Raw genomic sequence first — 26,884 nt, forward strand, 5'->3', positions numbered from 1 at the left:
GTCATACTATCACCACACCGGGATCCAATATGAAACTCAGAGGCTTGTTTCGATAAATAAACCTTACTCCTTTTCAGCAACCGGAGCTCTCTGTATAGGTTCTTACTTATATCTACTCTTCTCTTCATTGTTTTTTGAATTATTAAATCATACATTATTACACCTCATATGTAAATATTTTCCGTAATAGTGGGTATAAAAATAACCGCGGCGATCATTGGGGAGATCGTCCGAGAGAACAACAAGAAACTTATTATGGCCATGGGAGCTATCTATGAAGTAGACATCTTGGTCGCGTGAAGTTTGAATCTAGATTCATTAAAACGCTAAAACATCTTACTCTGGTTGGACTTCCAAGGGGGGGATTGTACTTTACTGAGTGGTTTTAAGCAATTAGAGAGCCTTTCCGAATAAGTTTCCTTATACATTTCCCAATATGATTTCTTCATCTTCCCCATCATACACATTCAGTAAAAGTATACTGACGATATAGCGATTATCTTCAATCCATTGGTTATAGATTCCGCCATTCTCCTCTACAATTCTCTTCACATTTTTGGTGCCTATTCCTTCGAGTTGTCTGTTCTTTCGAGTCTTAAGCTCGGCTGGATCAAATACGTTTGAAATTTCTATGAGCAGGTTGTTATCAAATTGTTTGATGAGTAGTAAAATCTCTTTTTCTTGAGAATTAGATAAACGTAAGGCTGCATTCAAGGAATTATCGATTAAATTTCCGAGCACAACGGCTAGAATATCATGATCCAAATTAACCTTTTCAGGAAGGAAAGATGTAACGTTTAAAGTTATGCCATGGCTTTCAGCAATCGATTTTTTCTCATTCAGAAAATAATTAAGCACATAGTTATTTGTAAAAAAGTAATCAATGTGTTCGATTTGTTGGATCGAATGTTGAAGATATTTCTCAGCGCCGGCAATGTCTCCCTCACTTAACATACCCATTAGAACTAAGTGTTGGTTTTTTAAGTCATGTTTCATGGAATATAGTTTAGATTGTGAGTGCTTTAGTTGTTTGAAAAACTTCAATTCTGATTCAAATACCATTTTCTCGGTTGTTGTTTCTGCAAGCTTCTTGAAATATCTTCCTAGAGTAAAATAGAGATACAGGATACAGATATTCATATAAATAATACATGCGGATATCAATATATAGATGAATTTAGGATGAGTGATGGAATCTGTTCCGGATATTACAGTAGTACTTAACATAAATACCGATATCATGGGGATAGAAATGAGTGACATGACAAGAAAGATGTTGATGGGCCCCTTTAGTTGGCGCTTCTGAAGAACGAGTATTTTTAAGATAGCTACAGCCATTAGTATTAAAATTATAGCAATACCTACTCCAACGGCGATAAAGAGTAAATTTGTATCCATCATGATATGAAGTCCCTTAATCTCATCAAAATTTGTTCTCTGGCTTGATCTTTAAATTTACGACTCATGGGGATTTCAACCGTCTGCTTATCATTTAATTTAACGATAATGGCATCATTACTTATTTGTTTTACATATCTAACATTAACAATAAACGAGGTATGAACCTGCACAAAATGATCATGAACTTTGGATACAAGTTCCTTCGTTTGAAGAATCGTTTCATAGAGGCCAGAGGGAGTGTGAATCAGCACTCTTCTTTTATTTTTCTCAAAGTAAATAATTTCACGATAAGAAAGACTGTAGAAAACCTTATTAAATGTAAACGTAAATTTGGAATCATCTACATCTAAATACTTAATCGCGCGAGTCAAGGCAGGGTATAGTTTGTCTTTGGTTACGGGTTTTAATATGTAATCGAACGTATTCACCTTAAAAACCTTCTCCATATATTCTTTGAAGCTAGTAAGAAAGATGATTGGACAAGTAACATTGTTCGTTCTAATAGCTTCGGCAATCTCTATTCCCGATTGGTTAGGAAACTCAATATCTAAAATAAACAAATCGTATGTATTGTCTTCAAGTAAATCAATTAAGCGAGATGGACTGTAGAATGTATCAATTTCAAATAGCGAGGGGGCGTATTCTAACATGAGGTCTTCGATAGCTTGTGCCATAACAGGCTCATCATCACAAATGGCAACTTTGATACCCATCGTCTCACTCCTTCCATAATTCAGTGTAGACTAGCCTAGAAAAAATGTCGATTATTACATATAACTTGCAGTTTGTTACACAAAAGAAAAATAGTTTAAAAAAGGGACTATGATCAAAATAAATATTCTTCGGAGGAGATTTATTTTGACGAATACAACAAATAACATTGTGATATCTCACTTATGTAAGCGATATGGAGAAAAAGATATTTTAAAAGAGGTGTCATTTGAAGCAAAGCAGGGGAGAATTACAGCATTTCTTGGACCGAATGGTGCAGGAAAAAGCTCAACACTTCGTATTTTGTTGGGACTTGATCTTTGTTCAACAGGGACGGCAACTTTTGGCGGACGTAAATATGTAACATTTGATACTCCATTGAAAGTGGTAGGAGCAGCATTTGACGGTATTGGTGGTACACCTTCTAGAAGAGTAAGAACCCATCTGAACATCATAGCACAAAGCAATAGCATACCTTTCCGTCGTGTATCCGAGGTATTGGAAAAGGTCGGTTTATCAGAAAAAAGCAAAGCGAGGCTGGGAACTTTATCATTGGGTGAAGGGCAACGGCTTGGACTTGCCGCAGCTCTTTTGGGTGACCCACAATATCTTGTTCTTGATGAACCAACCAATGGACTTGATCCAACAGGAATTCGTTGGTTTAGAAAATTTATACGTCAGCAATCAGACATGGGGAAGACTGTTTTGTTATCATCCCATCTTCTTTCTGAAGTGGAAGCTGTGGCTGACGACGTAGTTATTATTAATCATGGAAAAATAATAGCAACGGGTGAACTTCAGCATGTTATGAAGAATCTGGAATCATTGGAGGATGTGTTCTTTTCTCTTACAGAAGGTGGGGCATAAGATGAAGGCTGTTTCTAGAACTATACAATTTGAACTGATAAAAATTTGTTCAAGTAGAGTCTGGTGGGTCATTTGTGCTTTAGTTGTAGTTATTCAACCATTACTTGCACTTATCGTAGCAAAAAGCTATCTTCAGATTGGTTTAGACGCGACACCAGAAACTCACCCGGAATTAATAGAGGCGTTAGATCCATTAGACTATCTTGGATTTGAAGTACCGACATCTGGGTTATTAGCGATGGTTATCTTTGGGGGAATTATAGGGGCAAGTGAATATAAACATCATATATTACGTACAACTTTACTATGTCAAAGTAGTCGTATTAAGGTTTCTTCTGCGAAAGTACTCGCACTTTTAATATGTAGTACATTCATATCATTTTTATCCATTTATGCCACAATTTCTACCATGCATTTTGGTTTGGGGGAACTAGGCTTACATCCATTTTATTTAAGTACAATAGCTTGGCAGTTTATTGGTTTTTCAGCGCTGAATTGGATTTTATTAACCACACTTTCTTTTGGGATCGGAATGCTCTTTAGAAATGCTATCGTACCTTTAGCTTTTTTAGTTCCTCAGGTTTACAATCTTGGAGAGTATTTAGCACAAAGGTGGGAATGGGGGGGGTATCTTCCTGTGGCAGCAGGTAATATTCTCGTTGCAACACCAACAGCCCCTTATGAACATGATCCACTAAAAGGCGGTATCGTACTGCTAATATGGGTGACATTAGCTTTAATCACGTCTTTTTACGCTTTTATTCGTAGTGATGTAGGAGGAAAATATTGATGTACGCTACGCTCTGTAGTGAGAAGACTAAATTTTTTTCTTTTGGTTGGTGTATTTTAGGTGTAGTTGGAGCTATTATCGTTCCTTTGCTCTTCTTATTAACATCCGATACACCAAAGATAGGGAGAGAGCAGGAGATCCTTTCTCTTTGCTTGCAAGCTCTTTATTTGGGTCAACCAGGAATTATTGTTGCCAGTGCAGGTTATTTTGGACAAGAATATTCGCACGCTGCTCTAAGAACAACACTTCTCACACAACCATCTAGATTAAAACTTTTATGTGCGAAATTTGTTAACATGTCCATAATTATACTAGTTACGGGAATAGTATCAAGTGTAATTGGTTTAATCGTTCTTATGTTTCAACAGGATATCGAATGGACTGGTTCTTTCATGATCCGGTTACTTGGAAGTATTTCTCTTGGGATACTTAGTTGGATTCAATTAGCTTGGATTACCTCTGCCTTATCTATTATGGCAAAATCGCTTATAGCACCTGTCGCTATTATGCTCCCGCTTGTTTTGGGACTTAGCCACATGTTGTTTGCAACTTCTCAGTTGGCAAAATTTTTACCTACTCTGGCTACAATGAATCTTTTTTCTTTACCAGCAGTAAATATCTACTTGGACAAATGGTCGGGACTAGCAGTTCAATTTTCTTGGGTAGTATTATTATTGACTATTTCTGCTTGGTTGTTTTCATATCGTAATGTTCGTTAATGTAGTAAAGTTGGGATTATCGGTCAATCTACGTCGGTATCAGAAAGGTTTTGAACAAACTCATTGAAAATCAGTTGTCCTAAAGGACGGTCCAGAACTAAAATCATAGAAAACGTCGTCCTTTGTAATCTCTATTTGATCTATCAGATCTAATATAACTTTAGCGGGAGTCACTTCCAAATGATGATAGTCCGTGCTTCTTTTCGGTAGTCGTATTTAAAAAATGCTATCTCACATAAAAGGTGATAACACGGATGACCAGCTTACCGCCTACTGTATTATCCAAAAAAAGGAGCGTTCCAAGATTATCCGTTTGGCCCAGACCTGTTGGCTATGAAGGTAGGAGGTAGGAGGTGATCCTCTTTATAAATGACGTAGATTGCTATTTAAGCTAATGTATCACCTGCTAAGTAACCACTCCAGGTTTAAGAAGTTAAATTTCTTACTATAAAAGTTAAAACTTTATTATGGAAGCGATTTCCATCAAAGACTACAATTAGGTTGCGTAAAGCACATATAAAAAAGGGAGGAGTATTAGAGTCAAGCTTGGTTTAGGAAACTAAAATAATCAGGAGGTGGGTAATGTGAAGAGGAAATGGTTAATTACGCTTTGTTCTTCATTGTTTTTCGTTGCCTCGTTGACGATGGCTGCGAAGGGTGCCACAGTGTTCTGGGAACCGATGACGTATTATAATTCCCAAAGCTGGCATAAGGCGGACGGATATTCGAACGGCAACATGTTCAACTGTACCTGGCGGGCTAACAATGCGACATTTACAAATGACGGAAAATTGCGCCTTGCACTTACAAGTCCTTCCCATAATAAATTTGACTGTGCGGAATACCGTACCAATTTCAATACTGGATATGGACTATACGAGGTGAGTATGAAACCTGCGAAAGGTGTGGGTACCGTATCATCCTTCTTTACGTATACGGGGCCTACGGACGGGACACCGTGGGATGAAATTGATATTGAGTTTTTAGGTAAGGATACGACCAAAGTACAATTCAATTATTACACTAATGGTGTTGGAGGAAACGAGAAGATCATTGATTTGGGCTTCGACGCATCTCAAAGCTATCACACTTACGCCTTCGATTGGCAGCCTGACTCGATAACCTGGTACGTTGACGGTGTTGCAAAACATAAGGCAACTAGAAATATTCCAAAAACACCGGGTAAAATTATGATGAATTTGTGGAATGGTACCGGCGTAGATGATTGGCTCGGGCCATATAACGGAGCTAATCCATTGTATGCATACTATGATTGGGTTAAATATACAAGTAACTAAATAAATGTGCAAAACAATCCGGGCTTGGGAAATCCCAGCCCGGATTTGTTTATTTTACTGACTGATTTGATGCGAATATATTAGGTACGAGTGGGGCATTTATGGAATAAACTATAGCTAATATTTAACTTTAATATACTTTTCTTAACTTGTTCTTAAATTTGATTTTCATTCATCGTTATTTGTATCTCTGTGCTAGTATAATGACCTTAGGTGATAATGATGGGATCGAAAAAGGGAAAGATGAAATTCAAGTTTACCTTGTCACTAAAGTTTTCGATCGTACTGTTCGTATTATTGAGCATTGCGGTTGCCTTAAACGGGCGCTCTTATAGAGTGAGTATTCATGTTATCGAAAATGATATTCAAGATTCCTATTACGAGCAATTACGCTTCTTCCTGTTTCAGTTAGACAATCAAGTGAATAATTTGGCTGCCAACTTGTTGCAGCTAGAAGAAGACTCCATCATGCAACAATACATTAATACAACAGCACCTGAAGATTTGTTTGATTTCAATATGCTTCGATCCAATATGTATAAAAGAATTAAACTGCAGAGTGCATCATCCAATTGGCCGATGGAAATTAGCGTATTTCTAACATCTAAAGAAGAGGTTATATCGACTCGGGCGGATGTGGTCTATGCAGATCTTGGCTCCATTCCAAAGTTGGATATCAGCAAAGGACTATGGAATTACGAGCCAGGCCAGGGTAATAGAGAGAATTATTTTACTATGGTTCGATTAGCGCCAGGATATGCTATCACTGCCCGTTTTTCTGACACCTATATACATGATATGCTAAGTAAATTTCAGCAAAATTCAAATCGGCATACCATGCTCTATCATCCAAGTTACGGATTCATTGGAAATCCTCCTTCGGATTTAGGGGAATGGAAGCAGCATCTGGATTGGGATCTATTACAACAGCCGGGTAACCGGATAATGAATTTCAAAGAGCATCGCTTGCTCCTAAACCACGCTCCTGTCGGGAGCCTGGGCTGGGTGATAATTGATTTGGTTCCGCTAGAGAAGGTAGTTTTGCCAGTGAAGGAAAGCAGCCAATTTTTTATACTTGGCATTATTGCGATGTTAGCTGTTGGTGTGGTTATTACAATCCTTATTTACAGGCAGATTCAATACCCGATCAATGAGCTAGTTATGAAATTGCAGGATATTCGCTCTGGCAACTTATCCTCCCGCTTGAAAACCAAGCAACGGGATGAGTTTCAGGATGTATTTTCTGGTTTTAACGATATGGCAGAGCGCATTCAAGAGCTGATTGAGAAAGTATATGAGGAGAAACTCAGGCTGAAAGAAGCTGAACTGAAACAGCTGCAGTCGCAAATCAACCCGCATTTTTTGTACAATTGTCTGTTTTATATCATGAATATGGCTAAACTGGGTGAGGAAGAGCGAGTCGTAGCGATGGCATTGAACTTGGGGGAATACTACCGGTACACGACCCGTCTCGAAAATCCGATGACCACGGTTCGGGAGGAGATCAATTTTCTGAGGAATTATATGAACATCTACTGCTTCCGAAAATCTATGAGCTACGAAGTCCATGTATCTGAAGCTCTTATGGAGGTATCCATTCCCAGGTTGTTCATCCAGCCCTTAGTTGAAAACGCTATTATTCATGGTATTGAGAAGAGTGATAAAGAAGGGAAGATCAGAATTCAAGGTTCTTTCATTACAGATGGATTTGTAATCAGTGTCGAAGATTCCGGAGAAGGTCTGGAACCGCATGTGCTTGAGAAGCTTCGTGAAAAAATGATTCTCCCACTATCTCCCGAAACAGGTTGTGGTCTGTGGAATACCCATCAAAGAGTTGTTAACCTGTATGCGCCAAGTTCAGGATTGGAATTTGATCGCTCCAGCCTGGGGGGATTGAAGGTAACTATACGCTGCATTATTAAACAGCAGGAGGAGCAACATGTTAAGTTTACTGATTGTTGATGACGAACCGACGATTGTGGATACACTGGCTTTCACGATCCATTGGGAGCAACTCGAAATTATGACAGTGTACAAGGCATATTCTGCAAAAGATGCGTTATCCATTCTCTCGGAGCATGCGGTTGATATAGTAATTGCTGACATCAATATGCCTAAAATGAATGGCATTGAGCTGGTTGCACAGGTCTATCAGCAGTACCGACATGTGAAAAGTGTACTGCTCTCGGGGCATGCCGAATTTGCCTATGCCAAGCAAGCAATCAAATATGGGGTGTCTGATTATTTACTGAAGCCAGTGTCCGACGAGGATCTGATTGCCGTGATAAGCAGGCTTGTACAGAATATTAAGCAGGAATGGCAGGAGGTTGTCTCGCAATCTCGTGTTATTCATACGTTAAAAGAGAGCTTGCCGATTTTGAAGGATAAGCTATTAAATGAGTTGTTAATGGGCGAGATGAGGGAAGACTCCTTAGCATATCTCTTGGATTTGTATGAGCTTCCATTTCATTTTGGAGATGATATTTGTTTTATGGTTATTCGAATGGAGGAAAGCCTGCTGGAATATAATGAGCGGGACTTTTTCCTGATGGAATACGCTATTATAAATATTGCCATGGAGATGCTGGGAGATTCTCATGACTTATGGTCCTGTAAGGATGCTAATGGTTTTCTGGTTTTGCTTGTCCGGGAAAAATCGGTCAGAGATGGTAATGGAAATGGGGATGAACATAAGAAATTCGAATCACAGGCCATGCAGCTTCAACGCAATATCGGATTATATCTGAAGCGGGTCGTTTCTATTATTGTGAGCAAATGGGGGAGGTTTCCTGAAGATATTAACTTGCTGTACAGCCATATTATTGAACAAATCCGCAGTAGGCTGGCAAATGAGTCAGGCTGCTTCCTGTCAGGACAATTTCCCGAGGCGCCTATTGTACAACAGCCATTGTACCGCCTGTACGAAACACCCACATTGCAGCATCTTCTTGAAAGTCGCAGGTGGGATGAATACCGGGAAAAACTAAAGACAGTGATTACAGATATGAAGCAAGCAGGGAACTTGTCGGAGGAGCATGTTCGCGAGGCCTATACGGTAGTGATTAGTTCGTTCTATTATTATGCACATAAACATAATCGGCTGTTAAGCAATCTAGTTGGAAGTACAGCAGTTCTGGATCGATCGGTTTATTCTGTTCAGCAATTGTCGGAGTGGGCGCTTTACATGCTGGATAAAATCCAGCGCAGCGACCAGGCAGAGCAGAGAAGCTCAAGAGAAAAGATGACATTAAAAATAAGAGAATACATAGATGGTAATTTGAGCACTGCATCCCTGCAAACGATAGCAGATGCGATCTACCTTCATCCTGTGTATTTGTCCCGACTATATAAGGCCGAAACGGGGGAAGGAATTAGCGAATATATCCAAAAGCAACGGATGTTGAAGGCAATAGAGCTGTTGAAAAATAGTTCATTGAAGATTTATGAAATTTCCGAGCAAATGGGCTTTAAGAACGCTGCGTACTTCAGTAAAGTATTTCGGGAGGAATATGGCATGACGCCGAATGAATTTCGAGAACAATTATAATCTATTTCGAATAACGAGCTTCTCTAAATGAAGGTAGCGACACAACACCTTCACACAGAGAAGCTCGTTAATTTTTTCGTATAATAATTGCTTCTTTGTTAGTCTATTGAGCCGTAATAATGAAATAAAAGAAAAGGTTGTCAATAAAAGCATAGTAATGTTGAAATTGAGTTATTTTGGTTACTGTGAATTCTTCTTACAATAAAATACGACGCAGGTATAAACGGGATTCAGCAAGAAATCCTTCAGAGCTAGACTGCAGATTTCTCGAAATTAGGATGAAACCGATTTTTTACAAAGATCTGCGTACGTATTTCATGAATAGGAATGGAAAACGGGGGGACGAACATGAGCAAAAAACGGATCAGCCTAGTTCTGCTGACGGTAATCATGATGATGAGCATGATCTTGTCGGCTTGCGGGGGCGGAGAAAGCAGTAAGAACTCAGGAAATCAAAAGAGCAACCCAACTGCTGCAACAGATAATAGTAGCCATTCAGCTACAGATGCTCCGAAAGAAGACGTGACTCTGACCGCCTGGATCATGCCGAATAGTCCGAAGCCAGATAAAGATTTCATGACAGTAATGCAGCCTTATTTAGATGAAAATCCAAACGTTAAATTAAATGTAACAGTTCTCGATTGGGGTTCAGCATGGACGAAGATTACAACGGCTGCAACTAGCGGTCAAGGCCCTGACATTCTACAATTGGGCACAACTTGGGTGCCGGCTATTGCGGCAATGAATGGTATTGATGATTTAACGGAGCGTGTTAATGAATTGGGGGGGCAAGACGATTATCTTCCAGCGAGCTGGAAAACAACGATGATTGACGGAAACTCCGAGGTGTACGGTGTACCGTGGTTTGTGGATGCCCGTGCTCTGTTCTATCGTAAGGATGCCCTGGAAAAAGCGGGGTTAGATCCGGCAACAGCGTTTAAGGATTGGGATACCTTTAAGCAAACTTTGAGCAAATTGAACGGGATCGAGATTGAGGGTCAGAAAATGACCGCCTTCGGTGTGCCGGGCAAAAACGATTGGAACGTTCCACACAATATTTTTCCATGGATTTGGGCTGCTGGCGGTAATCTAGTTAATGAAGATAACACTAAGGTAACGTTTAATGATAAAAGCGCTCTGGAGGGCGTTATGTACTACACCGGCCTGGCCAATGAGGGCTTGGTAGATAAGGCATCGCTGGAAAAGAACTCGGCTCAAATCGAGAGCGACTTCTCGGACGGTAAAACTGCAGTCATGGTGAGTGGTGCCTGGATGATCAAGAATTTCGCAACTCCTGAGGAGGACGGGGGCGTAGGCGGGAAAGCATCTGCGGAAAATTACGGTGTAACTGCACTTCCAGCGGGTCCAGCAGGAGCATCTACATTTATTGGTGGTAGCCACTTGACGATCTTTAAGGGATCCAAGCACAAAGACGCTGCTTGGGATGTTATTAAATATTTGTCAGAAGAAGAAGCACAGCTTACTTATTCTCAATTATCCGGCCAGTTGCCTGGCAAGAAATCAGTGATGGATTCGCTAGCATCAGACGTGAATTATAAAGCATTAATTGAGGCTACGAATTACGGGATGTCCTATCCTGCTATTCCTCAATGGGGACCTTGTGAGACAGCCCTTGTAAAATACTTTGGGAATATATGGGATATTGTGGCAGGGGTTTCTGGAACTTACAATGAAGAATCAGTTCAGAAGCAGCTCGATGATGCGGCTAAAGAAGTCAATGCTATCCTGAATCAATAATGCTGAAACCATAACTATATTTAAGGTGTGCTATCAGGTATTGGCTTGATAGCACACTTTACTTAGAAGGAAAGTGAGTGAGACGCCGTGGAAATATCAAGAATTCCAGATGCGCCGGAAGCCAAACAATCCTTTGGAATTCGGCTCAAAAAGGGTTTCAGGGAATATCGCATTGCGTATTTGTTCATTCTGCCGACTTTCATTTTTATGCTGCTCGTTCATGTCTTACCCATGATCCAAGGGATCGTAATGTCATTTTTGAAGTTAAATCAGTTTACGTTAAGTCAGTATTTAAAAGCTCCGTTTATTGGTTTGAAGAATTACTCGGAGCTGCTATTTAATGAGAGTAATCCTGTCCGTCAAGGCCTGGGATACGCGCTGCGAAATACGGCTATATATAGTGTAGTTGTAACCATTTCCGTGATGGTTATCGGGCTACTGGTAGCGATGCTGTTAAATCGGGATTTCCCCGGAAGGGGGATTGCCAGAGCCGCCATGCTGCTACCGTGGGTTGTTCCCTCCTATGTCGTGGGGGTTCTCTGGGGATTTATGTGGCAGAAAGAAGGGATCATTAACTATATTCTTGTGGACATCCTGCATTTAATGGCTGAAAAGCCATTTTGGCTTATTGGTCAAAATACGATCTGGGCGATCATTATTCCTACGGTATGGAGGAGCTGGCCCTTCATCATGGTTGTCTTTCTGGCTGGACTCCAGACGATTCCCGATGATCTCTATGAGGCGGCGAAGATTGATGGCGCTGGCCGACTGCGGCAGTTCTTTACGATTACCATTCCGATGCTGAAACCGATTATGGCCGTCCAGCTTCTATTCCAGATTATTAACAATGTGTATTCGTACAACATCGTTGCGATGATGTTCGGCAATGGCTCCGGCTACCCTGGAAAGTGGGGGGATTTGCTCATGACAGCCTTGACCAGACAGACCTTCGGATATTGGTCATTCGGGGTTGGCGCAGCGGCATCCTTCCTCTTAATGGCGGCCATGCTGATCATCGTGGGCGTATGGTATCGAATTTTTAGATCGGAGTTGAGAGTGGAATGAGTGCCCGAGTCATGAAAAAAATAGAGTATTATTCACTAAACACACTCACATGGGTGATCGTTGCATTTGTTGTATTCCCTATCATTTGGATGGTTAAGGTATCCCTCCATAAGAATGGTGAAATATTACAGGGAATTACCAGTATGGCGATTCCTGATCCACAATGGCTGAACTATAAGAATCTTTGGGAAACGATCAATTTCGGCCAGTATTTTAAGAACAGCTTGCTTATTTGTACCTCGACGATGTTCATTTCTTGTTTCCTGGCTGTATTGGCTGGATATGCACTTGCCCGATATAAGTTTCCAGGCTCCGGCTTGTTCGGAATGAGCGTCATTGGGACACAAATGATTCCGGGAATCATGTTTCTGTTACCGATTTACTTGTTGTTCTTAAATATCAAGGATACGTTCGGCCTGCCTATGGTGGATACGTATTGGGGAATGATATTGGTCTATTCGGCATTCTACACACCTATGAGTATTTGGATCATTCGAAGCTTCTTTGTTTCGATCCCGAAAGAGTTGGAGGAATCCGCCAGAATTGACGGTTGTAATCGAATTCAGGCTTTTGTCCGGATCATTTTGCCCCTTTCTATACCTGGTATTATTGCCATGTGTGTTTATATTTTCTTAACGGCGTGGGATGAGCTGATGTTTGCTTGGGTTCTGACAACGACTCCGGAGGTTCAAACGATTCCTGTAGGCATCAGGCTATTTGTTGGACAATATACCAACCGTTATGATCTGTTAATGTCTGCAGCGACTGTTGTTACATTGCCTGTTATTATTACATTCTTTTTGTCTCAGAAATATTTTATCAGTGGTATGACTGCTGGTGCAGTGAAAGGGTAGTTGTGGTGTAAGTAATGGATGTTCAAAATACATGGGTGCGGGGAGGAGCTAGGTGATTCCTTCTCCGCATTCTGCCAAATTGGATGGAGGTACTTATTTATGTACAGTAAATTAGTTGCCAGAGAAGTATACGTTTCCCCGGAAGAAGTCATTCGTGAAAAGTATGGGAAGTGGCTTCCGCAAACGATGGCTGTGGATGCTTTGTTCATGGATACTGCCTATAAGAAAATTGTTGGGGTCGCTGGCCTACCCTATAAAGCTCCGGTTGTACTAGAGTTGCTAAAGGATGGTGCGGTCGCTGCTTTCTTTAAGGACAGTTTGATAGAGAATCCATCACTGCTCATCATACAGCAAAATGATCGCTTACAGGCTTTAGCGCTGAATTCAACAGATGGATTTGCTGAAATCGAAATCCCGGCGGAAATATCAGATCGGATATCGGAAATATTAGCTAGCAGTATCAGTTGGGCTGGATATGTAAATGAAGCGGGAGAGCATATCATAGATTTGCGGACACCATCCCCGGGACCACATTTCCACACCAATCTCCTCGTTGGAAACCGAATTGGATTTCCGCGTCCATTGCAGACGACGCCAAAAAGCGTCATCGACAGGCTGGGAGGAGGGAGCTTCCGCTCCCATGCTGCTACACAGGTCTTGGCTACTCGCTGGGATATGAGACAGGAGGAGAACGGGTTTCCGGCTAATCGTCAGTTTTATCTGGTAGAGGATGGTAAGCAGATTTTCTACTCTGCTGATCCGAAAGACGATAATGTCACAAGTGCAATCTGCACACATGCGCAAAATTTCACGAAGATCGAATATACAACTCGATGCGGGTTAAAAATAGAGCGGCTTATTTTCTTACTTCCCCAAAAGGAAGGAATGCCATTGGCTACAGAGGTACAACAAATTAAAGTTAGCAATGCTGGCAACGCAAACCGAAAGCTGAAGATCATATACACCGGTATGTTCGGAAGCGCAAACCCCCATGCATTGTTTGAAGATGTTCTGTATAGCAATATTATTATGCAGACCGGTCTTCTACTGAATGAGGATCAATCCATTGTTGCTGTTACTCCTGATTACTATAGTGACTTTTATAAGGAAGATGTGAGGTTCCACTCCATGCTCGTCGACAGGAAGGGGGATGTTGAATTCCCGCAGGAATTCTGCACGAATTATAATGAGTTTGTTGGAAATGGTTCTTTGTATCGCCCGGAGGGAGTGAATCAGTTAAGCAATCGCCTTTACCGGAAGGGGCCAGGATTCTTCGCTCTTGCTGCTGATCTTTCGGTAGAAGCAGGAGATGTCTGTCAAGTTCGCCAGTTTACTGGAATTGTGTCCTCGAAATTAAACGACGCCTATAGCGAAGAGACGGTGCGGGAGGAGATTCACCGTTTGATCGAGCACTTTCGATCGCCGGGACAGGTTGAGGAGGCATTAAAGGATAATATCTCTTTCCTAAAAAGTTATAATGAGCTGCTCTGTCTTCGAACGGAAGATGAGTTGCTGAATACGTATGTAAACCGCAACCTGCCTTTTCAAGTATTCTATCAGACCTTTGTTTCCCGCTCATTGTGCCAGACCCAAAAAGGATACCGGGAAATCGGTTTTAGAGAAATACAAGATTTGTTTGCAAGTATGTATTACTTCCTGGCGTTAGGAATGGAGCAATTTGTAAAGGATATGTTAAAAGAATGGGGATCCAAAGTATTCGAATTCGGATATGCCTATCATAATTTCTATTGGGAAGGTAAGGAGCCTGGGAAATGGTCTGATGATGCTTTGTGGTTGATCCAAGCAGTTGCAAGGTATACCCATTATACAGGCGACTACCGTTTTCTTGATGAAAAATGCGATATAGCAGGGACCAGTCCGGTTCAACAACGTTCCATATACCAGACGATCCAGGCGATTATTCAATATTCTGGTCAGATCTCGATCGGTAAACATGGACTTCCTCTACTAGATTTGGCGGATTGGAATGATTGTCTCAAGTTGGATCAGGACTGCATTGATGGGATCACGAAGGAACGGCTATATAAGGAACAGGTGGCCTCTAAAGGTATTTCAGTGGGAGATGAGCCATTCGAAAGTCATTACTCGGAAAGTGTAATGAATGCCTTTCTATTGAAAATGGCGGTTGACGAGATGCAAGTGATTGCAAGTGCAAAAGGGGATCAAGCCTATGCAGCACATTTATCAGATCTAAGCAACAGGCTCCAGGGAAATATTCAACAACATGCATGGAAGGAAAATTTCTTTGCAAGGGTGCTGTTCAATCGTTACGAGAATTACAGTTACCTGGGCGCAAAGGGGGACGGGTTGTCAGCGGACCCTTCCATTGACGGAACTTATTTCATTAACTCCTTTAGTTGGTCTATATTGGCGGACTCCGCATCGGAGGAGCAGATCGAAAAAATGCTGGATGTTGTGGAAAAGGTACTGGTCACCCCCTATGGTATCAAACTTATGAGTCCGGCGAATATGGGGAAAATCGCCAGGTTTACAGCTACAGGAGAATACTTTCCCGGGGATCGTGAGAATGGAGCGATCTTCAAGCATGCGAGTATGATGGCGGTATCCGCCATGCTAAAAGCGGCAAAATCCGTAAAAGATGTAAAGTTAGCAGCAAGGTTGTCCGATTTAGCGTATTGGATGCTGGACCTGACATTGCCATATAGAACGATGGAGAGTCCTTATGTTACCTGTGGAAATCCGCGTTTCTGTACACAATATAATAACAGTGAGACAGGCGAGAATGTTGGTCCGATTGTGAGCGGAACCTCGACTTGGTTAACCCTCTCTTTGATGTCTGCTCTGGGCATTGAATTTACGAGCAAAGGGCTTGTCCTCGACCCTATTCTTAGGGAGAAGGAGCAGGAGGTTATCTATGATTTGAAGGTCGGAGAAGCTGAATACCGGATTGAAATCACGAAACCTGCCGGCTTCTATCGTGTTCTGGACAGCCAAGTGAGTATACTGCTTGATGGCAAAGAGTTATCGGGGAATGTGCTGCCGCTGGATAGAACAAAAGCATCACATGTTGTAAAAATGCAGTTGCAATAAGGATAAAACAACAAACAGCTTATTTCCGAGAGGGAGATAAGCTGTTTGTCATTGTTCCAACTTCTTAAATAACCTTATTTCAAAATTAGGACTTACTATGCTATCAATTTATTTACCTAATCCATGAACTGTCCTATACCAATCATTAACCTCTTTGGTGATCTGGTCGCCACCGTTTGTTTTCCAGTACTCAACGAAATGATCGAAGTAGTCGATACTCTTTTTGCCATAAATAATTTGTAAAAAGGTTTCGTGCTCCGTTTGTTTAAGCTGATCTCCTTTTTCTAGCATGGTTGGTGTAGGGGGGCCTTGATATTCATTGAGTAATCTGCTGGAAAACAATTGGCCAAGGACGTTTTTTTCAGTCTCATCTACCATGGTTGCCCATTGGGATGGGATTCGCGCACCATCGTAGGTGAGGGTATAGGCTGATACATCGACATAACCGCCAGGAATGAGACTCCGATCTCTGGAGGATTTTCCATCAACGACCGTATAGTCATAGTCTCTAGCTAAACCATACCTGAATTCTCCTTTCCCGATTCCTTGCGTTTCGTACAAATAGTTCATATAACGGAAGAAGGTTTGCGGGTTCGCGTTGTTTTTGTTAATAAGAATTGCTCCGTTTCGCGTTAGAGAAGCGCGATGGTACAATCGACCGTCAGGCCCCTTAGGTAAGGGAACCGCGATAAAGGTAGCTTGAGGATTTTGTTCTGTCAGCACGTTCAGCGGCCAGAATCGCATCCAATGGGGGCCGATAACAATGCCTGCTTTTTCCTGAGAGAACAGACGGGCAGCGGACTCCTCGTCCTGCCATAACGCTTCGTTCGGAAAGTAACCTGCTTCTCTCCACTCCCTCAGCTTGGTCAAGCCTTGCTTGGCTGATTGCTGGATCGATCCAAACTCCAACTGCTCTTTGTCTGCATAGAAGTTCCATTGATCCGGAAGACAGCCGTACATCCCGAAGACCCAACTGATATCTGCCATCCAGGTGCTGGTGGAGTTGCCCAGACTAACAGCCAGTCCATAAGTATCATTCTTGCCATTTCTGTCGGGATCTTGGTGGGTAAAGGCATCAAGTACCTGTTCCAGCTCCGCCAGGGTTGTAGGAGGAGATAGTCCCACATTGTCCAGCCAATCCTTGCGAATCCACATAACAGGATCGGAATTGAAATCATAATCCAGAATAGGGATCGCATAATGCTTCCCGTTTCTTTCGTACGGATACCAGACGGAAGGATTTTCGTCCATCGCCTTTTTCCAGATTGGTGAAGCATATTGCTCAAATAGATCATCGACAGCTATAAACTGTCCAGAGTCAATTAACTGGTGAATCACATCGGTTCTGACAGGAATAATGTCAGGCATTTCCCGCTTGTTCAGCAAATGTAATTTTAACTGGGTAGAGAATGTGCTGTCCGGGGCTGTCCATAAATATTGAAGCTCGATGCCTAATGTTTCACGTACCGTCCTAGTATGGATGTTATCTTCAATGGTCTCGCCATTTTTAAAGCTTAGGGATGGACGCAAACTAAACACAGTTGTCAATGTTTCCGGTTGCTTCTCATTGTTCGATGGTTGTTTGGATTGCATCCATGGATTGTGCTGATAGAGTTCGTACATGGCTAACATCATGATTAATATTGCGGGTACGAACCACAATTTCTTCATACTTGATCCCTCCAAACATCATTGTATCATGGAACGAATTGACATTGAACGCTGGTTCTGTCCTAGAAATCAAACAAGTTAACGAATAGCTATAAAAGCTAAGAAGTAGTTATATGGTCGATGCATCTTCCCTTTTATAATGTACTTACATTGTATAAGGGAGAGTGAGGACAAGGTGAAACGCTTCATTGCGCAAGGGCTGATTCTGTGTATGTTGTTTAGCAGTTTCATGACAGCAGGTTATGCTAGTCCGAAGCAAGCAGAATTAACGGGAAGTGACATACAGGGACACTGGTCTGAGGGGATACTCGGGAAGTGGATGGATGGAGGAATATTAACCGGATATCCCGATGGGAAGCTGCATCCGACCCAGCCTATATCCAGAGCTGAATTTAGTATGTTGCTGCAGCGGGTGTTCGGTGCAAGTGAAGAGATTCAACTCGCTTTTAAAGATGTACCGGCCGACGCATGGTATGCTTCTTCACTGGCTGCCGCTTTTCAAGCCGGGTTTATTCATGGATATGAGGATGGGACGTTTCGACCTGGTCACCCGATTACGAGATCCGAAACAGCTGTCATATTGTCCAGAGTATTTCAGCTTTCTGAAGTGCAACATGGGATGAGTACAGATTTTTTGGAAGCGGTTTCGGATGAATCAGAGATTCGTCCCTATGCTAAGAATGCTGTGAAAGAACTGATCATGGCTGGAGTCATTAAGGGATATCCGGACAGGTCCTTTCGGCCTGATCAATTTGTGACTCGCGCAGAAGCGATTGCCATGCTGGATCGTCTCGCAGGAACACTGTATAACAAGGCGGTTACCGATGAACATAAGGAAGTCATGGCAAATGCTGTAGTGAATACGGGGGATGTTGTTCTTCGGAACAAAGAGATTACGGGGAATCTGTATCTCACCTCGGGAATTGGCAATGGGGATATTACGATAGAAAACGCTAAAGTCGCCGGAGTTACTTTTATAAACGGCGGGGGACAAGACAGTATCCACATTAAAAATACAAATTTAGCAAAGGTTATCCTGTTTAATTTGAATCACCCTATTCGTGTAATCGTTGATGATAAGTCTGTCATTCAACAGTTCGTATTGCGTAGTCCATCCGTGATTCAGACGGGTGATGGAGCATCCATTTCGAGCTTGATCCTTCAGAAGGGTTCTAGCGGAAGTGTTATTCGTGGGGAAGGTGAAATTTCACGAGTAAAATCAGAAACAGTGGAAATCATGGTCAATGACAAACAGCTGGAGCATGGGAAAGAGTACGTTTGGCTGTCTGATAAGGAAATCTTGATACCTGCTAATGAGAAGGATGAATCCGTGGGGGACACGGGGAGAGCGACCGGCGGGGGGAGCTCATCCACAGGGAATACTTCCCCTAGCACGGGAGGCGATACGGGGACCCGTCCGACTCCGCCAACCTCCTGGCCACCTGTAGCTACGCAAGGAAGCCTGCCTGGTACAACAAAGGTAACGGCCACGGCTGCTACCGGAAATCGATTGGCTGTCCTCGTATCCCATGAGGAGCTCCCTGCTTCGCAAGCCGGGGATACACTAATGAAGAGCAGTTTATGGATAGATTCATATCAGGCAGGAGCCGACATTTCCGGGGTCGACCCAAATATCAACAAGTATCTTGGCGTTTATGAGGTCGATCAGCAGGAAAAGATTGTCCGTTATCAGCCAATTGTTTTGACGGAAGCGAATATTAGGCCGGAAGCCTGGAATATGGTTTGGAATGATGAATTCGATGGTGCACGTATCGACACCAGCAAGTGGAATTATATTCAAGGTGGTGGCGGTTACGGCAATAATGAGCTGCAGAACTATACCGATCGCGAGAAGAATGCTCGCATTGAGAACGGGCATTTGGTTCTTGAAGCCTACAAGGAAGACTATCAAGGGAATGCGTACACTTCCGCGAAGCTGACGACGGAAGGCAAGGGAGACTGGACGTATGGCAGGTTTGAAATCCGTGCCCAGATGCCTCAAGGCAAAGGAATATGGCCTGCGATCTGGATGATGCCTACGGATCCAAATTTGTATTCCGGTTGGCCGGCTAGCGGTGAAATTGACATCATGGAGCTGCTTGGTCATGAGCCGAATAAAATTTACGGCACCCTCCATTATGGACTGCCTCATGAACATACGCAGGATAGTTATACTCTGCCTGATGGCGCTACATTTGCCGACGATTTCCATACCTATGCGGTAGAGTGGGAGCCCGGCGAGATCCGCTTCTATATAGATGGAGTGTTGTACTCCAAGCAGAGTAACTGGTTCAGCAAAAATCAGCAGGAAGGTGAAGAATACACCTATCCCGCACCTTTTGACAGGGATTTCTTCTTACAGTTGAATGTGGCGGTCGGTGGGGATTGGCCAGGCAGTCCGGATTCGACTACAGAATTTCCACAAAAGATGCTTGTAGACTATGTCCGTGTATATGAAAGAGACGGTCATGCTTATCGTCAGCCGGTTCTGCCAGCCACGAAGACCGTGGCCATAAGAGAACCTGGAGAAGATGGAAATTATGTGGAGAATGGAACATTTGAGGATGAAATGGAGCATTGGGTATTTCAACCATTTGCGCCACCTGCTGATCTTTTCGGTGGTGCAGGGTCTGTGAGTCTGGATCAAGGAGCGGTGAAAGTAACCATAGATCAGGAAGGAGATGTGAATTACGCCATCCAGCTTGTTCAGGCAGGCTTACCTTTGATTAAAGGAGCTACTTATCAGCTTTCCTTTGATGCATGGTCGTCAGGAAACAGAACGATGGTAGCATCCTTGTCGGGTCCTGATCAGAACTATGCCCGTTATATGGATGACAAGACGGTTGCGCTTACGGCAGAACGGCAAAGTTCTACGTATACTTTTGTTATGAATTCGGATACGGATGCTAATGCCAGATTGGAGTTTAATATGGGGGAGGCAGGCACCCTACCGATATGGATTGATGAGGTACGTTTAGTTAAAATTGCTGATCCTGACTCGAATACACCTCGTGATGCATTACCGAGTGGCAACTTGATTTATAATGGAACTTTCGATCAAGGGAAAGACCGCCTTGGCTTTTGGAAGATCAATGGTCCAGGCAGTGCGGATGCGTCCTATCATGTCGGAAGTGCGATAAATGATCGTAAGCTGTATGTGAAGCCGAGATCAGCCGGACAACCCGATGCACTTACCCTTAGTCAGGATCGGTTAAAGCTTACAGAAGGAAAAATGTACATTTTATCCTTTAGTGCGAGGGCGGAATCTTCTGTATCCATTGTGGCCCAAATCGGAAATGAGGATCAGTCGAATCTACATGCTGAGCAAGCTTTCACTATCGGTACAGATTCGCAAATTTATTCATGGATTTTTACAATGGGCCCGGTGAACGGTTCAAGCAATCTGGAATTTGGCTTGGGAGCTCTGACCAATTTCCTTGAGCTGGATAATGTGAGTTTGAAGGAAATGAGTCCACCTGTAGAGGTTAACGGTTCGAAGCGCATTGAAGCGGAAAATTATTCAGATATGAAAGGTGTACAAAAAGGAGACGACGGGTTAAGTGTGGGCTGGATCGACCCGGGCGACTGGATGCAGTATATTGTTGATGTTAAGAAAGCTGGAGAATATAAAATAGCCTACTTTGTTGCCTCTGGACATGAAGGTGGTGGATCACTGACCTTGCTTGGCAAGCAGGGCAGCGTATATACGCAGACACTCCCTGCAGGTGAAATTAATGAGGATGATGCTGATTTCAAATATACGTGGAACGTAGCCAATACGGGAGATTGGGGCGCTTTTAAATTGATGGAGCAAACCATTCAACTGAATGAAGGAATCCAGACATTACAAATATATGCTCCGCATGTGAATGTGGACTACTTCATACTGACGGATGTTCATCAAGAGCATTTCACTGGAAACTTAATCCGTAACGGGACATTTGATTCTGATGTCAGTGAGTGGCAGACCTACCAGTCGGATAACAAGTCCGATAAGCTCTCCATTGCTGCCAAGGATGGAGCGATGCATATTCAGCTCCCTGAAATAATGCCCGAAAGTTGGAATCAGCAGGTTTATCAAGACGGTCTCACGTTGGAGCAGGGGAAAGTCTACTCGGTGACCTTTGATGTCTATTCAACGGTAGATCGGCCGATTCAACTGGGTATAGGGTTTGTGGAACCTAGCAATAACTATGCATATACGGATTTCCTTAATGGCAATAAACCTACGATTTGGCTGACGAATGTGAAGCAGCAGTTGATTTAGAACGGACTAGGCCAGTAATACCCAGGAACGCTGGTATAAAATGATTCTTGAAAGGTACAGTCCAACAAGAGGTTTGGGTGGCTGTACCTTTTTCGTTATATCATTAGGGTATTATGGAGCAGCGTGAGCGCCGAATGCCCCGTTAACTATCAATCGTTAAGCTATGGCTCAGCGTGTGGATCTCCTAGTCTTTTGCGGGAGCTTGCACAGATGTACTATAATGGTAACCTAAGTGATGGACATAATTGGAAAGTATGACTTGTGATTTCTAGTGACGACCATATACGTAGAGAATATATAATTCAAGCGCTAGGGTGATAACATGTACGATCAACTAACCACTTATTGCTTATCCAAAAAAGGAGCTGTCCAGGATTATCCGTTCGGGCCCGATCCGTTGGTCATGAAGGTAGGAGGCAAAATGTTTGCGCTGCTGACCAAGGCGGGTGATGACAGGGAGGTACGCATTTCGCTGAAATGCGATCCCGTAATTGCGGCAAATTTAAGGGAGCAGCATGAGTGCGTTCTACCCGGATACCATTTGAATAAAAAACACTGGAACACAGTCATCGCGGATGGGCGTCTTCCTATGGGGGATTTGGAAACGATGATCGACCACTCCTATGACTTGGTGCTTGGCACGCTTACGAAGGCGGCGCGGGAGGCAGTACTTCTAAGAATCGACGGAAAGTAATTCAATTCTAAATAATTTGTTGCTGAGAGCGTCCTTTTTAATTATAATACTGAATTATCGTTCAGTAATCTGAAGGCGGTGATTCAGGAATGAATAAAAAGCAGCAGCAAAGTGAGCAGACGAAGAAGAAGATTGCCGAGGCATCCATGGCTTTATTCATACAGAAGGGCTACAGGGCGACATCGATTGAGGACATCGTGAAGGCAGCCGGCTGCAGCGCAGGCAACATTTATTATCATTTCAAGAATAAAGAGGGATTATTTCTTTATTTGATTGATGAATGGGACCTGGAATGGGAAGAGACCTGGTTAGCCAAGGAGCCGCTCTACCTGACTACGATCGATAGATTGTACGGCATGGCTGAGCATTTAGCGCTCGATCAGTTGAATCATCCGCTGACGAGAGCCGCCGATGAGTTTTATAATAACTCGGAGAAAGCGTCGGATGTGGAAGAACGAATAAACGAAATCGTCAAAGGTTATCTCACTTTTAACGAGCAATTGCTGCAGAAAGGGATCGATAACGACGAACTTAAGGTGACAAATGTGAAAGGACTCGCCATGATCCTGGACAGTCTTTTGCTAGGTTTAAGTCAGCATACACGAAATCTGGATAAGGAGGAGACGCTCGAGGCTTACCGATTGGCTATGAATGTGTTTTTGCATGGGGTCGCCAAGCCATCTGGATAGTTTGTTCTATAGTCGCAAGAAAAATGACCGCTAAATTTGGTCTATCTCATTTAAATTACGTCGATAGACGTTTTCTTTTTCTCATCATTTTGAATGAATATTCAGTATGTTTGCATACCATCTTTGGAGGAATTAAGCATGTCGTTAATGTTGAAAAATCGGGGAGCAGTACTGATCCTGATGTTGAATATTTTTCTGGTATTTATGGGGATTGGATTGATCATCCCGATTATGCCTAAGTTCATGAATAGTTTGGGCATTGGCGGGAGTACAATCGGCCTGCTAGTAGCAACCTTTTCGCTGACGCAGTTTCTATTTTCGCCGCTGGCCGGCCGGCTGGCTGACTCTTACGGAAGAAAGCGGATGATTGTCATCGGCATGATCGTATTTTCTTTTTCCGAAGTGCTATTCGGGTTAGCGAACGCGCCTGTGCTATTGTTTGTCTCAAGGATGCTCGGCGGCGTTAGCGCCGCGATGATCATGCCTGCGGTTATGGCTTACGTCGCGGACATTACGACGCAGGACGAGCGTGCTGCGGGGATGGGCTATATTAACGCGGCCATTACAACGGGCTTTATCATCGGGCCTGGAATCGGCGGATATATCGCCGAGTTTGGCATCCGCGTTCCGTTTTTTGCTGCGGGAGCTGTGGCGCTTATCGCGGGCTGTATTTCTTTGTTTATCCTGCGGGAGTCTCTCTCCGCCAAAAAAACATCATCCGACTCATCCGCGCCAACGGACAAAGAGGGCAGTCTTCTATCTCAATTGATCCGTTCCTATCGTGAGCCCTTTTTCCTAAGCTTGATTATCGTGTTTGTCATGTCTTTCGGACTAGCCAATTTTGAAACGGTCTTTGGACTGTTTGTCGATCATAAATTTGGGTTTGAGCCTGGAGATATTGCCTTTATCATTACTTTTGGCTCGATCGCCGGCGCCGTGGTTCAAGCTACGGCCTTTAGCTGGATTTTAAATCGCTTTGGCGAGAAAAACGTCATCTCGGTTTGCCTTTTATTTGCGGGCGTTTTCATTTTTATGACACTGTTTGTGCACAAGTTTTGGTTGATTTTTGCCGTTACCTTCATCGTCTTTCTGGCGATCGATATTTTACGACCGGCTATCGGTACCCAAATGTCGAAACTAGCTGCGGATCGACAAGGTTACGTTGCAGGCCTTAATTCAGCCTATACCAGTCTCGGCAATATTGCCGGGCCGATCCTAGCTGGATATTTGTTCGATATAGATATCAACTATCCGTATACTCTCGCCTGTATAGTTCTTCTAATCTGTTTCGGCTTATCCTTAAGAGCCGGTAAGCGAATGAAAGTGCCGTCTCCTGATCATCGTCCAAGCGCTAATTAATATACATAAGAGCGTGTAGATGAGTTACTAGATTTAATGCTCCCCACATGGCAATAGAATTCTCATTTGCCTATCTTGGGGGGAGCATTCTATTTTTCAGTAAAAGATAAGCAGCTATCTTCATGCAATGGAGCAGTAATCAGGGCATTACTTCATAAAACCACAAATCCTGTGCAAATTTTGAACAAGCAGCCGAATGAAATCGTGTATACGCAGACCATTTTGGATGAGCTTAGCAAAGCCGACCCGAGCATTCCAGCAGCACTTCCTGTCGCTCCAAGCGAGTTGTCCCGTTTTGAGCATTTTCATGATCGGAACTATGTCTATCCTGGAGGATTGGACAAGCGGTTTGATATGTATTTATGGGCTACGGCCAATTTTGGCGGCGGTGCTGGTGGTGACTGGGGGCAGCGTATGTCGGATGACTATATTTTAAGTACCGTGAATAACTATGAGGCTCATATTACGGAGCACGAGATCGGACATGGGTTCGGGCTGCCGGATTTTTATGGAGAACAGGATCGCCCACCCGGAGGTTTCCCTCTGCCAACCATTATGTGGGCAGGGGACTCCACAACAATTACGGAGTGGGACGCATGGTTGCTGCGGTATACCTGGAGCCAGCTCAAGAAGGATACGCAGCGCTTCTCGTTATAAAAGCAATCAATTTCTCACTTTCGAAAACTAGCGAAGACCCATTCCCTACTGTAAAGTAAATAGACTAAACAGATTAGTGTAAGTGGATTCTCATTGCTTCTGGCTGAAAATGATAGTTTACAGAGAAATATAGTTTCGGTTATAATAAATATATCTGAATACGATGGATGTAACACATGGTGGAGTCAGGCAATCTGGCACCGCCATGTGTTTTTTTTCGGAAATTTTTTGTAGGAGATGAAAAATGTTTATATTACAAATTGTTATTGTTTTACTTGCCACCAAAATTGCTGGTCAATTAAGTATCAGATTAGGGCAGCCTTCTGTATTAGGGAAAATTATTGTTGGGATCATTTTAGGGCCAGCATTACTAGGCTGGGTGCATGATACAGAATTAGTTAGTGTTTTTAGTCAAATTGGTGTTTTACTTTTAATGTTTTTAGCTGGGCTAGAAACAAATTTGAAGGATTTGAACGAGAATAAAAAAGCAGCTATACTTGTTGCCGTTGGCGGTATTGTTGTTCCTATTCTATTATCATATATAGGATCACAAATTTATGATTTTTCTACTGCAGAATCCATTTTTATAGGATTATTACTGTCAGCAACGTCTGTTAGTATTTCAGTTCAAACCTTGAGAGAACTTGGCTGGTTAAATAGTAAAGAAGGTTCTGCATTATTAGGTGCAGCTGTTTTAGACGATATTATTGTAGTCATATTAATAGCAGTCGCAATGAGTTTATTCGCTGGATCAGATGCAAGTCTTGCATTACTTATTGGTAAAAAAATTCTATTCTTTGTAGTAATTATTTTAGCTTCAAAATGGTTGGTTCCTAAATTTATTCAAGTGTTCTCGAAATTTAAAATCACTGAATCCATTTTAAGTGCTGGTTTAATTATTTGCTTTAGCTTTGCTTATTTTGCAGAATATGTTGGCGTTGCTGGTATTATTGGGTCATTCTTTGCCGGTATTGCAATTTCACAAACGAAATTTAAAGAGGAAATTGAACATCGAGTGGAACCTATCGCAAACGGTATTTTTGTACCATTCTTCTTTGTAAGTATTGGCTTAGCCGTTTCGTTTAACGGTATTGGTAGCCAAATCGGATTTATTATAGTATTCTCTGTACTTGCAATTTTGTCTAAGTTTATAGGGTCTGGACTTGGGGCTAGAATGTCTGGCTTCAATAATAAATCCTCAATGGGTGTTGGTGCTGGAATGATTTCAAGGGGAGAAGTTGCATTAATTTTAGCAGCAATGGGTTTAGAAAGTGGTTTACTGCCTTCAGAATATTATACTTCTATGATTATCGTTATAATCGTAACAACAATTGTTACACCGCCGTTATTAAAAGTGATTTTTGAAAATCGAAGTGAACAACGTATAGAGAGAGGAAGCCGAAATTTATAAATTTCGGCTTTTCTTATTGATGTATCTTTTTTAAAATTTAATTTTTGAGACAAG

The 26,884-nt window shown here is 42.6% G+C and carries 19 protein-coding genes; 16 read left to right on the top strand and 3 right to left on the bottom strand.

The window, feature by feature from the left end; translation table 11 throughout:
- Positions 1 to 420: 420 nt before the first annotated feature.
- Together EIM92_RS07625 and EIM92_RS07630 are read right to left on the bottom strand one after the other, a co-directional pair.
- Positions 421 to 1,401 (bottom strand): sensor histidine kinase, encoded by a 981-nt coding sequence (locus tag EIM92_RS07625; protein ID WP_246021234.1) that lies wholly within the window; start codon positions 1,399 to 1,401, stop codon positions 421 to 423.
- Complete coding sequence (locus tag EIM92_RS07630; protein ID WP_125082150.1) at positions 1,398 to 2,114, bottom strand: LytR/AlgR family response regulator transcription factor; 717 nt, start codon at positions 2,112 to 2,114, stop codon at positions 1,398 to 1,400. Before EIM92_RS07630 ends, EIM92_RS07625 begins: the two co-directional genes overlap by 4 nt.
- A 145-nt stretch (positions 2,115 to 2,259) precedes the next feature.
- Between EIM92_RS07630 and EIM92_RS07635 the strand changes: the two genes are divergently transcribed.
- The 10 genes from EIM92_RS07635 to EIM92_RS07680 all read left to right on the top strand — a co-directional run bounded on the left by EIM92_RS07635 (position 2,260) and on the right by EIM92_RS07680 (position 16,082).
- Positions 2,260 to 2,979, top strand: coding sequence for an ABC transporter ATP-binding protein (locus tag EIM92_RS07635; RefSeq protein WP_125082151.1), 720 nt, complete (start codon positions 2,260 to 2,262; stop codon positions 2,977 to 2,979).
- A 1-nt stretch (position 2,980) separates the two neighbouring features.
- Positions 2,981 to 3,769: an ABC transporter permease gene (locus EIM92_RS07640; RefSeq protein ID WP_125082152.1), complete on the top strand. Its 789-nt coding sequence runs from the start codon at positions 2,981 to 2,983 to the stop codon at positions 3,767 to 3,769.
- Entirely contained in the window at positions 3,769 to 4,488 is a 720-nt protein-coding gene (locus EIM92_RS07645; protein ID WP_125082153.1) for an ABC transporter permease, read from the top strand. The genes EIM92_RS07640 and EIM92_RS07645 overlap by 1 nt, the downstream gene beginning before the upstream one ends.
- Positions 4,489 to 5,090: 602 nt before the next feature.
- Complete coding sequence (gene bglS / locus EIM92_RS07650) at positions 5,091 to 5,786, top strand: beta-glucanase (protein WP_425464195.1); 696 nt, start codon at positions 5,091 to 5,093, stop codon at positions 5,784 to 5,786.
- Between the two features lie 219 nt (positions 5,787 to 6,005).
- Entirely contained in the window at positions 6,006 to 7,748 is a 1,743-nt protein-coding gene (locus tag EIM92_RS07655; protein WP_125082154.1) for a histidine kinase, read from the top strand.
- Positions 7,726 to 9,333, top strand: a complete 1,608-nt coding sequence (locus EIM92_RS07660; protein WP_125082155.1) for a response regulator — start codon at positions 7,726 to 7,728, stop codon at positions 9,331 to 9,333. Before EIM92_RS07655 ends, EIM92_RS07660 begins: the two co-directional genes overlap by 23 nt.
- Positions 9,334 to 9,681: 348 nt before the next feature.
- The gene (locus EIM92_RS07665; protein WP_246021240.1) at positions 9,682 to 11,091 is read left to right on the top strand and encodes a sugar ABC transporter substrate-binding protein; all 1,410 of its coding nucleotides are present in this window, start codon (positions 9,682 to 9,684) and stop codon (positions 11,089 to 11,091) included.
- Positions 11,092 to 11,178: 87 nt separating this feature from the next.
- Positions 11,179 to 12,156, top strand: a complete 978-nt coding sequence (locus tag EIM92_RS07670) for a carbohydrate ABC transporter permease (protein ID WP_246021241.1) — start codon at positions 11,179 to 11,181, stop codon at positions 12,154 to 12,156.
- A gap of 11 nt (positions 12,157 to 12,167) precedes the next feature.
- Positions 12,168 to 13,010, top strand: coding sequence for a carbohydrate ABC transporter permease (locus EIM92_RS07675; RefSeq protein WP_246021242.1), 843 nt, complete (start codon positions 12,168 to 12,170; stop codon positions 13,008 to 13,010).
- Positions 13,011 to 13,109: 99 nt separating this feature from the next.
- Positions 13,110 to 16,082, top strand: coding sequence for a GH36-type glycosyl hydrolase domain-containing protein (locus tag EIM92_RS07680; RefSeq protein ID WP_125082157.1), 2,973 nt, complete (start codon positions 13,110 to 13,112; stop codon positions 16,080 to 16,082).
- Positions 16,083 to 16,190: 108 nt separating this feature from the next.
- On the opposite strand, the gene EIM92_RS07685 is transcribed toward EIM92_RS07680, so the two are convergent.
- Positions 16,191 to 17,753 (bottom strand): extracellular solute-binding protein, encoded by a 1,563-nt coding sequence (locus tag EIM92_RS07685; RefSeq protein ID WP_125082158.1) that lies wholly within the window; start codon positions 17,751 to 17,753, stop codon positions 16,191 to 16,193.
- 175 nt (positions 17,754 to 17,928) lie between these two features.
- Here EIM92_RS07685 and EIM92_RS07690 point away from each other — a divergent pair, with 175 nt between their 5' ends.
- From EIM92_RS07690 to EIM92_RS07715, 6 genes are all read left to right on the top strand, one after another.
- A complete protein-coding gene (locus EIM92_RS07690; protein ID WP_164515050.1) occupies positions 17,929 to 22,020 on the top strand; it encodes a carbohydrate binding domain-containing protein in 4,092 nt (1,363 codons plus the stop codon).
- 322 nt (positions 22,021 to 22,342) lie between these two features.
- Positions 22,343 to 22,714: an MmcQ/YjbR family DNA-binding protein gene (locus EIM92_RS07695; RefSeq protein WP_125082160.1), complete on the top strand. Its 372-nt coding sequence runs from the start codon at positions 22,343 to 22,345 to the stop codon at positions 22,712 to 22,714.
- Positions 22,715 to 22,803: 89 nt separating this feature from the next.
- Positions 22,804 to 23,403, top strand: coding sequence for a TetR/AcrR family transcriptional regulator (locus EIM92_RS07700; RefSeq protein WP_125082161.1), 600 nt, complete (start codon positions 22,804 to 22,806; stop codon positions 23,401 to 23,403).
- Positions 23,404 to 23,541: 138 nt separating this feature from the next.
- Positions 23,542 to 24,762, top strand: coding sequence for an MFS transporter (locus EIM92_RS07705; protein ID WP_125082162.1), 1,221 nt, complete (start codon positions 23,542 to 23,544; stop codon positions 24,760 to 24,762).
- Positions 24,763 to 24,942: 180 nt separating this feature from the next.
- Positions 24,943 to 25,419 (top strand): hypothetical protein, encoded by a 477-nt coding sequence (locus EIM92_RS07710; RefSeq protein ID WP_246021244.1) that lies wholly within the window; start codon positions 24,943 to 24,945, stop codon positions 25,417 to 25,419.
- A 244-nt stretch (positions 25,420 to 25,663) separates the two neighbouring features.
- On the top strand, positions 25,664 to 26,830 hold the full coding sequence (locus EIM92_RS07715) for a cation:proton antiporter (protein WP_125082163.1): 1,167 nt from the start codon (positions 25,664 to 25,666) through the stop codon (positions 26,828 to 26,830).
- Positions 26,831 to 26,884: the final 54 nt, after the last annotated feature.

It is taken from the genome of Paenibacillus lentus (genome assembly GCF_003931855.1).
GTDB classification, from domain to species: Bacteria; Bacillota; Bacilli; order Paenibacillales; family Paenibacillaceae; genus Fontibacillus; species Fontibacillus lentus.